The organism is Streptomyces sp. NPDC048650 (assembly GCF_043199095.1).
GTDB lineage: Bacteria > Actinomycetota > Actinomycetes > Streptomycetales > Streptomycetaceae > Streptomyces.
The window spans coordinates 29246-42902 of sequence record NZ_JBICVM010000003.1 but is presented as its reverse complement, the minus strand read 5'-3'; the positions used below and the strand labels follow the sequence as shown (position 1 = coordinate 42902).

Sequence of the window (13657 nt, the reverse complement as noted above, 5' to 3'; positions counted from 1 at the left end):
CGCGGGGCACCGGTCCGGCGGGCGCCGGGCGGTCTCAGACGTGCACGCTGGCCAGCCGTTCGCCGGTGAGCGTCCGGATCTCGAAGTGGTCGATGTCGCCGCGGCCGAAGGCCGCCCCGCCCGCGGCGTACAGCGGTTCGCTGTTCCACTTCGCGCCGCCGCCCTTGATGCCGTAGCCGCCCCGGGGCACCGCCCAGGTGGTGACGGTCTGGCGGCGGCCGTCCTTGCCGACGGCGACCAGGTCGCAGCTGAGCGGCCCCTTGACGCCCGCCAGCTGGAGGACGACCTGGGTGCCCCAGGGTTTGGCGGCCATGGAGACGCCCGCGGAGACCTTGGTGTCGGGGTCGACGGCGGTCGCCTTCTCGCCGGCGGCGTACTGCGCGCGGACGGCGCTCGCGAGGGGTGGCGCCGCCGGCTCCTTCGCGGGCGTCCCGCCGGTCACCGCGAGGGTGGCGAGCGGCCCGCCGATGATCAGTGCGGCGACCGCGGCGACGAGATACAGCCGGCGCCGGCCGCGGCGGCGCCGGGTGACGGCCACCTCGTCGAGCAGCCCGTCCAGGAGGCCGGGCCCCGGTACGGCGGTGACCGTCTCCACGGTGGGCGCGGTCTGCTTGAACTCGGCCACCAGCGGGGCCAGCCCCATCAGGTCCTCGAGTTCGGCCGCGCACCGGTCGCAACCGGCCAGATGCCGCTCGAACCGGTCCGCGTCGGCGGGGTCCAGGACGCCCAGCGCATAGGCGCCGACGTCGGTGTGCCGGTCCGGCTGCGTGGGCGGGGTCACTCCGTCACTCCTCGTTCCTGCAGCGAGAGCTTCAGGGAGCGCAGCGCGTAGAAGACCCGGGACCGCACGGTCCCCGCGGGTACGCGCAGCACCTCCGCTGCCTCGCTGACCGTACGCTCCTTGAAGTACGTCTCGACCAGGGCTTCCCGGTGCGCCTGGCTCAGGTCGCTCAGCGCCTCGGAGATCGTCATCATGCGCAGCGCCCGGTCGATCACGTCGGCGGCCGGCATCGTCTCCAGGGGGGTCGCGTCGACCTCCTGGGGCCGGGCCCGGCGGCTGCGGTGGCCGTCGATGACGATCCGCCGGGCGACGGTCACCAGCCATGGCCGGATGGAGCCGGTGGCGCGCTGCAACTGGTCGGCGTTGCGCCAGGCCCGCACCAGCGTCTCCTGCACGACGTCCTCCGCGCGGTGTCGGTCCCCCGCCACCAAGCGCAGGACGAAGGCGAGGAGCGGTCCCGCATGCTCGTCGTAGAGGGCTCGCATGAGCTCCTCGTCAGGTGTCGTCCGGTCTGCCACGGCGGCATCCTTGCGCACTCCAACTCCCGGGTCGATAGCGCGGATCGCGGGAGGGGGCCCGGGACCATGCCGTGAATCGGCCTTGTGGGGAGGGATACGGACGGGACGGGCGGGTGTACTCAGCTACCGGCGAAAAAAGATTTGCCGCGAAGGCGGGGGGGCGGGGCGCCGGGCCGGTCCGCGCGGCGGTTCAGGGCCGGGCGCCGTCGCGGGCCAGCGTCCGCCGGCGGTGGCGGGCCACCCGCTCCCGGTTGCCGCACACCTCGCTGGAACACCAGCGGCGGCGACGCCCGCGGGAGGTATCCAGATAGACCAGCGGGCAGCTCTCCCCGGCACACTGCCGCAGCTGCCCGCGCACGACGTCGTCGGTGAGCAGCCCGACGGCGTCCCGGGCCACCGCGGCCAGCAGCGCGGCGCAGTCCGGCGGCGCGGGCAACGTCCGGGAGAGGGTGCCGTCCGCGGCGCGCACGATGCGGACGGCGGGCGGCTGCGCGGCCCCGACCGCGGCGTTGAGGAGTTCCAGGTCCGCGTCGGCCGCCCGGCCTTGCAGCTCGTCGAGCACCACACGGCGCAGCAGTTCGCGCAGCGCCCGGAAGCGGACGACCCACTGCCCGTCGAGCCCGTCCAGCGGGACGCCCGGGGGCACCACGCCCGCACCGGTCAGCCAGGCCGTCAGGTGCTCGGGGGCGGTGAGCCGTTCGACGGGGCCGCCGGCGGTGGCCACCAGGTCCAGGCAGATACGCCCGCAGTCGAACCGCAGGCCGTGAGGCGCCGCCATGTGCCTGTCACTCCTTTGCGAACCGAAGCGGAACACACGCGTGTCCCCCCAGAGTGCCCGGTGCGGGGCCGGGCCGGAACCCTGCGGTGGCGCGATGCTTCCCCTCCGCCGCCCCGGCGCGCCATCGCCGGGGGGCACGGCACGTGCGGGGACGAGGCGAGCGGACGCCGCAAAGGGGCGCGCCCGGTGGACGCGCCCAGGGGGTGCGCCCAGGAGGTGCATTCAGGAGGCGCATCCAGGAGGCGCGCCAAGTAGACACCCTCAGTAGACACTTCGCGTATACATCTGATGTATAGTCCGTCGGCATGTCGCCCACCTCACTGCAGAAGAACCGTGCCGGCCTGGCGCACAAGGTCGGCTACGCGGTACGCAACCCGTCCCGCATCGCCCCCTACGTCAAGCGCACCGCCCGCGACACCTGGCTGCGCCTCAAGCACCCCGACCATGTGGACTACTACCGCGCGGTGATGGCCTCGGACACCGGCCGGAACCCGGAGGCCGCGGTCGGCAGCCGCTCCCATGAACGCTGGCTGGCGCTGGGCGAGATGCAGTTCGGCTACCTGATCGAGCACGGCCTGCGGCCCGGCCACCGGATGCTGGACATCGGCTGCGGCAACCTGCGGGCCGGCTGGCGCTTCATCGCCCACCTCGACGCGGGCAACTACTACGGCATCGACATCTCGCCGGACATCCTGATATACGCGAAGCAGACCCTGACAACGTACGAGCTCCAGGACAAGCTGCCGCATCTGACGATCACGCAGGACCTCACCCTGGACTTCCTCCCCGCGGCCCACTTCGACATCGTCCACGCGCACAGCGTCTTCTCGCACTCACCGATCGGCGTCATCGACGAGGCCCTGGCGCACGTCGGCCGGATCCTCGCCCCCGGCGGCTTCTTCGACTTCACCTTCGACCGCACCGAGGGCGCCGAACACCAGGTGCTGCGCGAGGACTTCTACTACCGCACCGAAACGCTGCTCCGGCTCGCCCGCAAGCACGGCCTCGAAGCGCGCTTCATGGCCGACTGGGAGACCCGCAGGCACGGCCAGTCCAAGATCCGCGTCACCCACCCCGCCTGAGGAGCCCGGCCCGGGGCCCACGCCCCGGGCGCCCCGTCAGCCCCCGCCGCACTTCTCGGTCTCCGCATGCGGATCGAGCGACAGCCGGTAGCCGCGCTTGACCACCGTCTGGATCAGCTTGGGTGCCCCCAGCGCCACCCGCAGCCGGGCCATGGCCGTCTCCACCGCATGCTCGTCCCGGCCCGCCCCCGGCAGCGCCCGCAGCAGATCCGCGCGGGAGACCACCCAGCCGGGGCGGCGGGCCAGCGCGCGCAGCAGCGCCATCCCCGCGGGCGGCACCGGGCGCAGCTCGCCGTCGACCACGACGGCGTGCCCGCGGATCTCGACGCGGTGCCCGGCCACCGGCAACGGGCGGACCCGGCACGGGAGTTCACGGCACAGCAGCTGCACCATAGGCCCCAGCCGGAACCGTTCGGGCTGGAGCGTGGGCACGTCATGAGCCTGTAGCGGCAGCGCGGTGACCGGCCCCACGCACACCGCCAGAACCTCCTGCCGCAGCGCCGCCACCACCTCCTCCTGGATGCCGCGCTCCCCGGCGCGACGCAGCAGCGACGCCGCGGCCGGGGCGCTGGTGAAGGTCACCGCGTCCAGGTTGCGGCCGACGAGCGCGTCCAGCAGCCGGTCCACCGGGCCGATGTCCTCCGGCGGCATCCAGCGGTAGACGGGGACCCCGACCACCTCCGCCCCGTCGGCCCGCAGCGCCTCCACGAAGCCCGGCAGCAGCTCCCCGTGCAGCTGGATGGCCACCCGGCGCCCACTGACCCCCTCCGCCAGGAGCCGGTCGAGGACCTCGGCCATCGATTCGGAGGCCGGCGACCACTTCTCGTTCAGCCCGGCGGCGCGGATGGCGCCGCGCACCTTCGGGCCGCGCGCCAGCAGCTCCACCTCGGCCAGCCGCCCCAGCAGGGCCTCGCCCAGCCCCCAGCCCTCGGCGGCCTCCACCCAGCCGCGGAACCCGATGGCGGTGGTGGCCACGACCACGTCCGGCGCGTTCGCGATCAGGTCCTGCGTCGCGGCAAGCAGTTCGGTGTCGTCCGGCAGCGGCACGATGCGCAGCGCGGGCGCGTGCACGACCTGGGCGCCGCGCCGCTCCAGCAGCGTGCCCAGCTCCGCCGCCCGGCGCGCGGCGGTCACACCGACGGTGAACCCGTCCAGCGGCCGCACCGTGGCCGGGCCCTCGTGGTCCTGCTGCTGCTCGTGCATGCTGTCCGTCCCGCTCCGCCCAGAGAGGTGTGCTGCGTCGTACCGGCGTACCGCCGTGGCCCGGGCACGCCGTGCCCGGGGCGCCCAGCCTGCCAACACCAGGTGACAGGCCCGGTCCCCCAGTATTTCCCGCCTGTTACAGGACGACCCCACCGCCCCGCCGCCGGCCGGGGCCCACGGCGGCCCCGGGAGCCGGCGGAAGGGGTCAGACCTCCGCGTACAGCGGTCGGCCCGCCGTCTCACCGGCTTCCGGCTCCCGCACGGCCCGCTCGCGCGTCGCCGGCCGGACGTATACGGCCCAGGTCACCGCGCCGCACACCGCGTAGCAGACCAGGAACGCCACAAAGGCGGGCGTCCCCGACCCGGTCGCCAGGAACGCCTGCCGGAAGGCGAGGTTGATGCCCAGCCCGCCGAGCGCACCCACCGCCCCGATCAGCCCCATCGCGGCCCCCGACAGCCGCCGCCCGTACGCCGCGGCCGCCTCGCCCGCCAGCCCGCGCCGCAGCGCCTGGGCGTGGAAGATCCCCGGAATCATCTTGTACGTGGCGCCATTGCCCAGCCCGGTCAGCACGAACAGCGCCATGAAACCCACGAGAAACACCGGCAGCGACCGGTCCGCCGAGGCGTAGATCACCACACCCGTCGCCGCGCCCATCGCCACGAAGTTCCCCAACGTGATCCGCGCGCCCCCGAACCGGTCCGCCAGCCGCCCGCCGACCGGCCGCGCCAGCGAGCCGAGCAGCGGACCGACGAAGGTGAGCGACGCCGCCTGGAGAGGCGTCTGTGCGAACTGGTTCTGCAGGACGAGGCCGAACGCGAAGCTGTAGCCGATGAACGACCCGAAGGTGCCGACGTACAGCAGCGCCATCACCCAGGTGTGCCGCTCCTTGGCCGCGTCCACGGCCGCCCCGGTGTCGTTCGCCACCGGCCCGAGGTTGTCCATGAACAGCGCCGCCAGCACCGCGGCGGCGACGATCAGCGGCACATACACCGCCAGCACGATCCGCGGCTGCGTGGCGCCCGCCGTCCCGATCACCAGGAGCCCCAGCAACTGGATCACCGGCACCCCGATGTTCCCGCCGCCGGCGTTCAGCCCGAGCGCCCAGCCCTTCTTCCGCAGCGGATAGAAGGAGTTGATGTTGGTCATGGACGACGCGAAATTGCCGCCGCCCACCCCCGTCAGCGCCGCCACCACGAGAAAGGTGGTGTACGACGTCCCCGGCGTCATCACCACCGCCGCCGCGGCCGTGGGCACCAGCAGCAGCAGCGCGCTGAGAATCGTCCAGTTGCGCCCCCCGAACCGCGCCACCGCGAAGGTGTACGGCACCCGCAGCACGGCGCCCACCAGCGTCGGCATCGCCACCAGGAAGAATTTCCCGGCCGGATCCACGCCGTATTCCGGGCCCATGAACAGCACCATCACCGACCACAGGCTCCAGATGGAGAAGCCGATGTGCTCGGAGAACACGGAGAGGACCAGATTCCGCCGGGCGATCCGCTCCCCGGACCGTGCCCAGAACTCCGCGTCCTCCGGATCCCACCGCTCGATCCACCGCCCGCCCCTTCGCGGACGGTTCACCCCGCCGGCGCCGTCCGCCGCGCCCGTACCCGCCTCGACCGTCATCCCGCCTCCCAAAGCTCTTCGGATGCTGCTCCCGAAGCTAGGGACGGCGGGTTTCCACCCGGTGCCGCCCGGTGACACCGACGAAACCTTGCACTCACGGGGCGGGGCGGCGGGTGGTGAGGGGACCGTGCGGGGCGGCGGGTGGTGAGGGGACCGTGCGAGGCGGTGCGGGGGGGGGGTGAGGGGCCGGGCCGCGGCTACTCGGCGACCTGCCGGGGCGGGCTCATCCAGATCGTGTCCTCGCAGACGTTCATCCGCGACCGCCGGCCCCGCTCGTCGTGTACCGCTATCGCCCGCCCGGCCCGGTCACGCGGCGCGGCGACCACCGCCTCGCCATTGCTGACCAGGCATTCCTCCGACGGCCTGCCCTGGTAGGAGTCCCGGTAGCGCAGGCCGGTCGTCACCGTGCCGCCGCGTTGGAGATCGATCGGCAGGGCCTGGCCGTTCCCCTTGCCGTCGGACTCCGGCCCCTTGCCGACGTGGACCTTGACGACCGGGAACCCACGAAAGACACAGGGCTGTGTGCCGTCGTTGACCACCGACAGCCGCGCCTCGCGGTGCGCGGTGCGCGGCACCTTCTTCAGCACGGTGAGCTTCCACCGCAGGCTCTTCGTCGTGCAGTTGGCATGCAGGGCCGCCATCCGGGCGGAGCCGCAGCCGACCAGGGCCAGGCCCAGGGTGGCGGTCAATGTGAGCGCGGCCGTCGTCGCCGCGAGAAGTGAGCGTCGCCGCACGACTCCCCCTGATTCGTTTCGGACACGGTTCCCTGAGGGCGGTCCCGCACTGCCTGGTGCGCCCGCCAGGAATACGGGAGCGCCCTCACCTCTAAGGAAGCGTTTCACGCGCCCGTGGTTGCCTGCGCGGCCCGGGCCGCGAACCGGCCGGCGCCGCCGACCCCTCCCGGTCCCGTCAGCCCGGGGGTGCGGCTGCCGGCCACCCCATCACCCCGGCATCCGCCTGCGGGAGCCAGCGCCCCTCCCCCGGCGGTGCCAACCATCCGCTGCGCTCGCCCAGTTCCCGCGCCGCGGTCCGCAGCGCCGCCAGTCCACGATGACGCAGCCCCCGCCGCCACACCATCGACACGGGCGAGAGCGGGACCGGTTCGACCAGCGGCCTCAGCACCATCCCCGGCACCTCGATGAACTCCACACTCGCCAGCACCGACCACCCCCGCTTGCGGATCACCCGCACGAACTCCTCCGGCCCCTCGATCTCCGGGAACGGCGGGGCCATCGCGATGCCCCACCCCGCGAACAGCCGCTCGGCCAGGTCCGTCCACTCGGCGGTCTGGGCGTTGCCCGCGCCCGCGTAGAGCGTCTCGCCGGCCAGCGCCGCGAGCGGTACGGCGGGGCGCGCGGCCAGCGGATGGTCCTCGCGCAGCAGCACCGTCATCGGCTCCAGCCGTACCGGCTGATGCGCGAGCCCGGCCCGCACGCCCGACGGCAGCCCGGCGAACCGGCCGAACGACACGTCCAGCCGTCCCGCGGCCAACTCGCCCGCCGCCCCCGCCAGTCCGCTGTGGAAGCGGGCCACCAGTTCACAGCTGTCGGGTACCCGCTCCCGTGCCTCCTCCAGCACCCGGTACGCCGTCCCCACCCGCGCCGCCACGTCCACCAGCAGCGGCCGCTCGGCGCCACCGCGGAACGCGGCGACCAGGTCGTCCTGCGCGCTCAGGACCCGCCGCGCGGCGGGGAGCAGCCGCTCGCCGTCCGGCGTCAGCGCCACCTGTCGCGTCGTCCGCACGAACAGCGCGGCGCCCAACTCCCGCTCCAGGCGCCGGATGTCGCGACTCAGCGCCTGCTGGGCGACGAAGAGGCGGGCGGCGGCCCGGGTGAAGTGGAGCTCTTCGGCGGCGGCGACGAAGGCCCGCAACAGCCGGGGGTCGATGTCGTACGGCATCGCGCCAGCCTCCCAGCCCCACCACGCGATTCACAACTCAGCCGCGTGAATGGCCGCCCGTCAGGTGTTGGACGGAGCTCCAACCCACCCGCGACGGTAGGGACATGATCCTCTTCCTCGCCTCCCGCCCGGTGACCGCGCCGCCGGTACGTCCCGCCACCCGGGTGCGGCGCGCCGCCCCGGCCCGCCCCGGCCTCCTCGCGCCGTACCGAAGGATCTTCGCCCTCCCCGGCACCCGCGCCTTCACCGCGGCCAACCTGCTCGCCCGTCTCCCGATGGGCATGTTCAGCGTCAGCGCCGTCCTGATGATCGCCGGATCACGTGGCTCCTACGCGCTGGCCGGGGCCGTCACCGCGACCGGCCTGGCGGCGACGGCACTGGTCGGTCCGCTGACCGCCCGACTGATCGACCGCTACGGCCAGGCCAGGGTGGCCGTCCCGGCCGCCGCCCTCGCCGCCCTCGGCTCGCTCTCCCTCCTCCTCTGCGTCCACGGCGGGGCCCCCACCTGGACTCTCTTCGCCTCCTACGCGGCCACCGCCACCACTCCCCACACCGGCGGCATGTCCCGCGCCCGCTGGGCACACCTCTTCCGCGACGACCCGGCCGCCCTGCACGCCGCCAACTCCTTCGAACAGTCCGCGGACGAGCTCTGCTTCATGCTGGGCCCGGTCCTCGCCACCCTGCTCTGCACCACCCTCTTCCCGGAGGCCGGCACCGCGGTGGGCGCGGCGTGCTTCCTGGCGGGCGTCGTGCTCTTCGCCGCCCAGCGTCGCACCGAACCCCCGATCGCGGCCCGCCCCCCGGGCCGCCCCGGCTCCCGCGCGCCGCTCCGGCTGCCCGGTATGCCGCCGTTGCTCGGGGCCTTCCTCGCCACCGGCGCGGTGTTCGGCTCCCTGGAGGTCGTGACCATCGCCTGGGCCGACGTCCACGGCGCACGGCCCGCCGCGGGCGGCATGCTCGCCCTCCAGGCCGCCGGTTCCTGCGCGGCCGGCCTGCTCCACGGTCTGCTCCGGCCGGCCGGCGGGCCCGAGCGGCGCCTCCCCCGCTGTGTCGGCGCGATGGCCGCGCTGATGCTGTTGCCTCTCCTCGCCGCCTCGACGGGAAGCCTGGTGGCGTTGGCCTGCGCCCTACTGGCCGCGGGCATGGCGACCGCGCCGACGATGGTCACCGGCATGGGCCTGATCCAGACCCGCACCCCGGCAGCCCGGCTGAACGAGGGCATGACCCTGGCCGTGACCGCCCTGCTGAGCGGCATCGCGGCCGGTTCGGCGGCGGGCGGCTGGGCGGTGGAGCACCTGTCCGGAGCGGGCCGGCCTCACGGCGCCGCGCTCGGTCCGGGGCTGGGCTACGCGGTCCCGGCCACGGCCGCCGCCCTGGCCTTCCTCACCGCCCTGCTCACCGCCCGCCGGCGGCCCACCGGCCCGGCCGAACCCGTCTGACCTGGGATGTCGGCCAGGGACCGGCGGTGGGTGGCACCGCGGTGCGGACGTCGCACGGCACACAAAAAGCCGCTGCCCCGCGAGAATCTCGCGGGGCAGCGGCTTACATGGGATGAGTGGAGATGGCGGGAATCGAACCCGCGTCCAACGGTGCGGAATCAGGGCTTCTCCGAGTGCAGTTCGCTGCGATTTTCTCGGCCCCGGAGATCACGCGAACAAGTCTCCGACGGGCCCAGTCACTGTTTGATTTCCTTCCAGACCCCGTGACCGGGCCTAGAAGTTTAGTTCCCTAGCTGATGCCAGGATCCGGGTCGGGAACACCCCCGGGCTGACACTTCGCAAGTCGCTACTTAGGCAGCGAGGGCGAAGGAATCGCGCTTGGTATTGGCGATTATTGGTTGCGACATATGGTTAACGAGATCATTGCCGCTTCCTCGACTCGCTTCCCCTGCTTCGACATCCGCTGTCGAAACCGATCATCCCCATGTTGTTTTATCAAGGTGGCAACGCACGGTATCGGGATACGCGATCCGCGTATCTGACGATTCCGGGTGCTGCCGGATGGTGCCGCACCCTCGCGGGGTGCTGAGCCATCGTACGTGAACAACGCACGACCTTGCCAGCGTATTCCCCGGCAGGGCCGCCGCCGCGGCAGATCGGCCGAGGGGCGGCGGTCAGGACCGCTCGCGACGCCGGGCGGCGGAGACGGCGCGGTCCGTCTCGCGGCGGTCCTGCTGCTCACGGAGTGTCTGGCGCTTGTCGTACTCCTTCTTGCCCTTGGCCAGGGCGATCTCGACCTTGGCCCGGCCGTCCTTGAAGTAGAGGGCCAGCGGCACGATGGTGTTGCCGGACTCCTGGGTCTTGGATTCCAGCTTGTCGATCTCGACCCGGTGCAACAGCAGCTTCCGCTTGCGGCGGGCACTGTGGTTGGTCCACGTCCCCTGCGCGTATTCGGGGATGTGGACGTTGTGCAGCCACGCCTCATTCCGGTCGATCTGGACGAAACCGTCCACCAGCGACGCCCGGCCCTGCCGCAGCGACTTCACCTCGGTGCCGGTCAGCACGATCCCGCACTCAAAGGTGTCCAGAATGTGGTAATCGTGCCGCGCCTTCTTGTGCTGCGCCACGAGCTTGCGCCCGGGGTCCTTGTCCTTGCCCTTTTGCTTGGTCTGCTTAGTCATGGTGCCGCCATTTTCGCACTACGCACCGGGGCCGAGGCCACTCAATACTGTGCGGGCCCGTTTCTCGGCGTGATCGGCGGCGATCAGGTCGGGGCTGATCCCCCGCCCGTCGACGGTCCGGCCCGACGGGGTGCGGTAGTGGCCGACGGTCAACTCGGCGACCGAGCCGTCCGGAAGCCGGCTGGGCATCTGGACCGAACCCTTGCCGAAGGTGGGGGAGCCGATGACGATCGCCCGGCCGCGGTCCTGGAGGGCCCCGGCCAGCAGTTCACCGGCGCTCATCGTGCCGCCGTCGACGAGGACGACGAGCGGGATGCGGGTGTTGCGCCCGTGGTCGGCGTACAGGGCGCGCTGACTGCCGCGGACGTCGTAGGTGGCGACCAGCCCGCCGTCGAGGAAGGCGGAGGCGGCGGAGACGGCCTCGGTGACCAGACCGCCGGTGTTGCCGCGCAGGTCGAGGAGCAGGCCGCCGCGCGGAGAGGCGTGGCGCACCGCCCGGCGGACCGCTTCGCCGGTGCCCTGGGTGAACGCGGCGACCTTGATGCGGGTGGGGCCGTGCGGGCCGGCCGGATGGCCGACGGTGACGCTCTGCGTTCTCAGCCGGGTGCGGTGCAGGGTCGCGGCCCAGTGGCGGGTGCCGCGCCGGAGCTCCAGCTCCACGGGGCTGCCGGCGCCTTCGGCGGGCGCCCCGCGCAGCCGGGCGACGATCTCGGTGACGGGTCTCCCGCGGACGGGTCGGCCGTCAATGGCGCGCAGCCCGTCACCGATGGCGATCCCGGCGCGCGCGGCCGGGCTGCCGGGCTGGATCCGGGACACCTCGGTCCGGCCGCCGCCGGACTGTCGTACCCACAGGCCGACGCCGATGTACGAGCCGCCCAACTGCCGCTCGAAGTCCTTGAACTCGCCGGGCGTGTAGATCGTCGACCAGCGGTCCCCACTGCGGCTGACGACGTCGGCGGCCGCCTGTGAACCGGACTTGCCGTCCTCCATCGCCTGGGCGGCGGCGCGCTCGACGGCCGCGCGGTCGGCGGTGCGGCTCTTGGGCGAGGATGCGGCGGCGAACGTGCGGGCGGAGTCGGGGCGCTCCACGGCGCCCTCCGCGCGCTCGCCCCACGTGCCGGTGGCCACCCCGGTGGCGAGCACCCCGGCGAAGATCAACGTCAGGGCTGCCCCGCGGCGAATGCGGCGGGGCGGGGCGTACGAACACGGGCCCGACATGCCGGTGAGTCTAGGGGACAAAGGGGCGCCGTACGGGGAGTTGACCGTACGGCGCCCCTTGGCAAACGTCACACCTTGAGGTACTTGCGCAGCGCGAAGAACGCGGCGAGCGCGGGCATCAGCAGCCCGATCAGCAGGACCAGCGGCAGCACCTGTGCCACCGAGTCCCAGCCGATGAAGTTGATCACCTGGATCTTCGGGGCCAGCCAGTTGTTGATGAGGACGGCCTTGCCACCGACGATGAGCACACAGGCGAACACGGCGCCCAGCAGCCCCGCGATGGCGGCCTCCAGGATGAACGGCATCTGGATGTAGAAGCTGGACGCTCCCACCAGGCGCATGATCCCGGTCTCGCGCCGCCTGCTGAACGCCGACACCCGGACGGTGTTGACGATCAGCATCAGGGCAACGACGAGCATCAGCCCCATCACACACAGTGCGGCGATGTTCATGCCGTTGAGGAGGTTGAACAGCGGCTCAACGGTGTCGCGTTGGTCCTGCACCTCCTGGACACCGGGCCGCTCGGAGAACGCCGACTTGATGACGTCGTACTTCGTGGGGTCCTTGAGCTTGACCCGGTAGGACTCCGGCAGCTGGTCGGGCGTCACCAGTCCCGCGACGGGCGTGTCGCCGAACTGCTCCTTGTAGTGCTTGTACGCCTGGTCGCTGGACTCGTACACCACCGGCTTCTGCACCAGCGGCAGCCGGTTCAATTCCGCCATTATGTCGTTCTTCTGCTGCTGGGTGGCGGCGCCCTTGGCGCAGTTGGCACCCGTGTCGGCGTCGTTCTTGTTGCAGAAGAAGATGGAGACGTTGACCTTGTCGTACCAGTAGCCCTTCATGGTGCTGACCTGGTCGCGCATCAGGAGCGAGGCGCCGAACAGGCCCAGCGAAAGGGCCACGGAGACGATGACGGCGAAGGTCATCGTGAGGTTACGGCGGAGACCGACGCCGATCTCCGACAGGACGAACTGGGCGCGCATGGCGTCCTTTCAGTGCTGGTAGCCGTACACGCCGCGCGACTGGTCGCGTACGAGCCGGCCCTTTTCGAGTTCCATGACCCGCTTGCGCATCTGGTCGACGATCTGCTGGTCGTGGGTGGCCATGACCACCGTCGTACCGGTCCGGTTGATCCGGTCCAGCAGCTTCATGATGCCGACCGAGGTCTGCGGGTCGAGATTGCCGGTGGGCTCGTCCGCGATGAGCAGCATCGGGCGGTTGACGAAGGCCCGGGCGATGGCGACGCGCTGCTGCTCACCGCCGGAGAGCTCGCCGGGCATCCGGTCCTCTTTGCCACCGAGGCCGACGAGTTCGAGGACCTCGGGCACCGTCTTGCGGATCTGCCCGCGCGGCTTGCCGATGACCTCGAGCGCGAAGGCGACGTTCTGGCCCACCGTCTTGTTGGGGAGCAGTCGGAAGTCCTGGAAGACGGTGCCCACCTGGCGCCGCATCTGCGGGACCTTCCAGTTGGACAGCTTCGCGAGGTCTTTGCCCAGTACGTGCACGGCGCCATGGCTGGCGCGCTCCTCGCGCAGGAGAAGGCGCAGGAAGGTGGACTTACCGGAGCCCGAGGAACCCACCAGGAAGACGAACTCGCCGCGCTCGATCTCCAGGGAGACATCCCTGAGGGCGGGGCGGTTCTGCTTCGGGTAGGTCTTGGAGACGTTGTCGAATCGGATCACTGATGCACCACGGTCGACCTGGGTAGCGGCACGGGTTGCCGAGTTGCGGCTCCCGTCGGTGTGCGTGACCATACGCGAACCTCGTGATGCGGCGCAGTCGCCGTGGGGGGTTGGTGCGTTTATTCACGGCATCTAGCCGGACATTCTCGGCATCTGGGCGGGCAGGCGGAGGACAATTCCGCGGGGCGCGCCGTTCCGCCGGGAAGCTGGCACAGTGGTAGGGGGAACCAATGCGCCTTCCGGTGCGTTGGC

Annotated in this window: 13 protein-coding genes and 1 other RNA gene; 2 read left to right on the top strand and 12 right to left on the bottom strand. The window is 72.1% G+C overall.

Annotated elements, in window-relative coordinates; genetic code table 11:
- Window positions 1-34 precede the first annotated feature (34 nt).
- The 3 genes from ACGFML_RS09495 to ACGFML_RS09485 form a co-directional block, all read right to left on the bottom strand.
- Window positions 35-781 carry a zf-HC2 domain-containing protein gene (locus ACGFML_RS09495; protein ID WP_393541749.1) on the bottom strand — a complete coding sequence of 249 codons (747 nt, stop codon included), beginning with the start codon at window positions 779-781 and terminating at the stop codon, window positions 35-37.
- A complete protein-coding gene (locus ACGFML_RS09490; RefSeq protein WP_393541747.1) occupies window positions 778-1317 on the bottom strand; it encodes a sigma-70 family RNA polymerase sigma factor in 540 nt (179 codons plus the stop codon). Before ACGFML_RS09490 ends, ACGFML_RS09495 begins: the two co-directional genes overlap by 4 nt.
- A 172-nt stretch (window positions 1318-1489) precedes the next feature.
- Window positions 1490-2077, bottom strand: a complete 588-nt coding sequence (locus tag ACGFML_RS09485) for a CGNR zinc finger domain-containing protein (protein WP_393541745.1) — start codon at window positions 2075-2077, stop codon at window positions 1490-1492.
- A 305-nt stretch (window positions 2078-2382) separates the two neighbouring features.
- Here ACGFML_RS09485 and ACGFML_RS09480 point away from each other — a divergent pair, with 305 nt between their 5' ends.
- Window positions 2383-3159, top strand: coding sequence for a class I SAM-dependent methyltransferase (locus ACGFML_RS09480; protein ID WP_393541743.1), 777 nt, complete (start codon window positions 2383-2385; stop codon window positions 3157-3159).
- A gap of 36 nt (window positions 3160-3195) precedes the next feature.
- On the opposite strand, the gene ACGFML_RS09475 is transcribed toward ACGFML_RS09480, so the two are convergent.
- The 4 genes from ACGFML_RS09475 to ACGFML_RS09460 all read right to left on the bottom strand — a co-directional run bounded on the left by ACGFML_RS09475 (window position 3196) and on the right by ACGFML_RS09460 (window position 7885).
- Window positions 3196-4362, bottom strand: coding sequence for a uroporphyrinogen-III synthase (locus ACGFML_RS09475; RefSeq protein WP_393541741.1), 1167 nt, complete (start codon window positions 4360-4362; stop codon window positions 3196-3198).
- 205 nt (window positions 4363-4567) lie between these two features.
- A complete protein-coding gene (locus ACGFML_RS09470; RefSeq protein ID WP_393541740.1) occupies window positions 4568-5986 on the bottom strand; it encodes a nitrate/nitrite transporter in 1419 nt (472 codons plus the stop codon).
- Between the two features lie 197 nt (window positions 5987-6183).
- The gene (locus ACGFML_RS09465) at window positions 6184-6720 is read right to left on the bottom strand and encodes a DUF4232 domain-containing protein (protein WP_393541738.1); all 537 of its coding nucleotides are present in this window, start codon (window positions 6718-6720) and stop codon (window positions 6184-6186) included.
- Window positions 6721-6895: 175 nt separating this feature from the next.
- On the bottom strand, window positions 6896-7885 hold the full coding sequence (locus ACGFML_RS09460; RefSeq protein WP_393541736.1) for a LysR family transcriptional regulator: 990 nt from the start codon (window positions 7883-7885) through the stop codon (window positions 6896-6898).
- Window positions 7886-7989: 104 nt separating this feature from the next.
- Between ACGFML_RS09460 and ACGFML_RS09455 the strand changes: the two genes are divergently transcribed.
- On the top strand, window positions 7990-9324 hold the full coding sequence (locus ACGFML_RS09455; RefSeq protein ID WP_393541735.1) for an MFS transporter: 1335 nt from the start codon (window positions 7990-7992) through the stop codon (window positions 9322-9324).
- Between the two features lie 114 nt (window positions 9325-9438).
- On the opposite strand, the gene ssrA is transcribed toward ACGFML_RS09455, so the two are convergent.
- The 5 genes from ssrA to ftsE all read right to left on the bottom strand — a co-directional run bounded on the left by ssrA (window position 9439) and on the right by ftsE (window position 13405).
- Window positions 9439-9808: a transfer-messenger RNA gene (ssrA, locus tag ACGFML_RS09450) on the bottom strand.
- A gap of 190 nt (window positions 9809-9998) precedes the next feature.
- On the bottom strand, window positions 9999-10505 hold the full coding sequence (gene smpB / locus ACGFML_RS09445; RefSeq protein ID WP_393541733.1) for an SsrA-binding protein SmpB: 507 nt from the start codon (window positions 10503-10505) through the stop codon (window positions 9999-10001).
- A gap of 18 nt (window positions 10506-10523) precedes the next feature.
- Entirely contained in the window at window positions 10524-11723 is a 1200-nt protein-coding gene (locus ACGFML_RS09440; RefSeq protein ID WP_393541731.1) for a S41 family peptidase, read from the bottom strand.
- A 68-nt stretch (window positions 11724-11791) separates the two neighbouring features.
- Entirely contained in the window at window positions 11792-12706 is a 915-nt protein-coding gene (gene ftsX, locus ACGFML_RS09435) for a permease-like cell division protein FtsX (protein WP_393541729.1), read from the bottom strand.
- A gap of 9 nt (window positions 12707-12715) precedes the next feature.
- On the bottom strand, window positions 12716-13405 hold the full coding sequence (ftsE, locus tag ACGFML_RS09430) for a cell division ATP-binding protein FtsE (protein WP_030069385.1): 690 nt from the start codon (window positions 13403-13405) through the stop codon (window positions 12716-12718).
- Window positions 13406-13657: the final 252 nt, after the last annotated feature.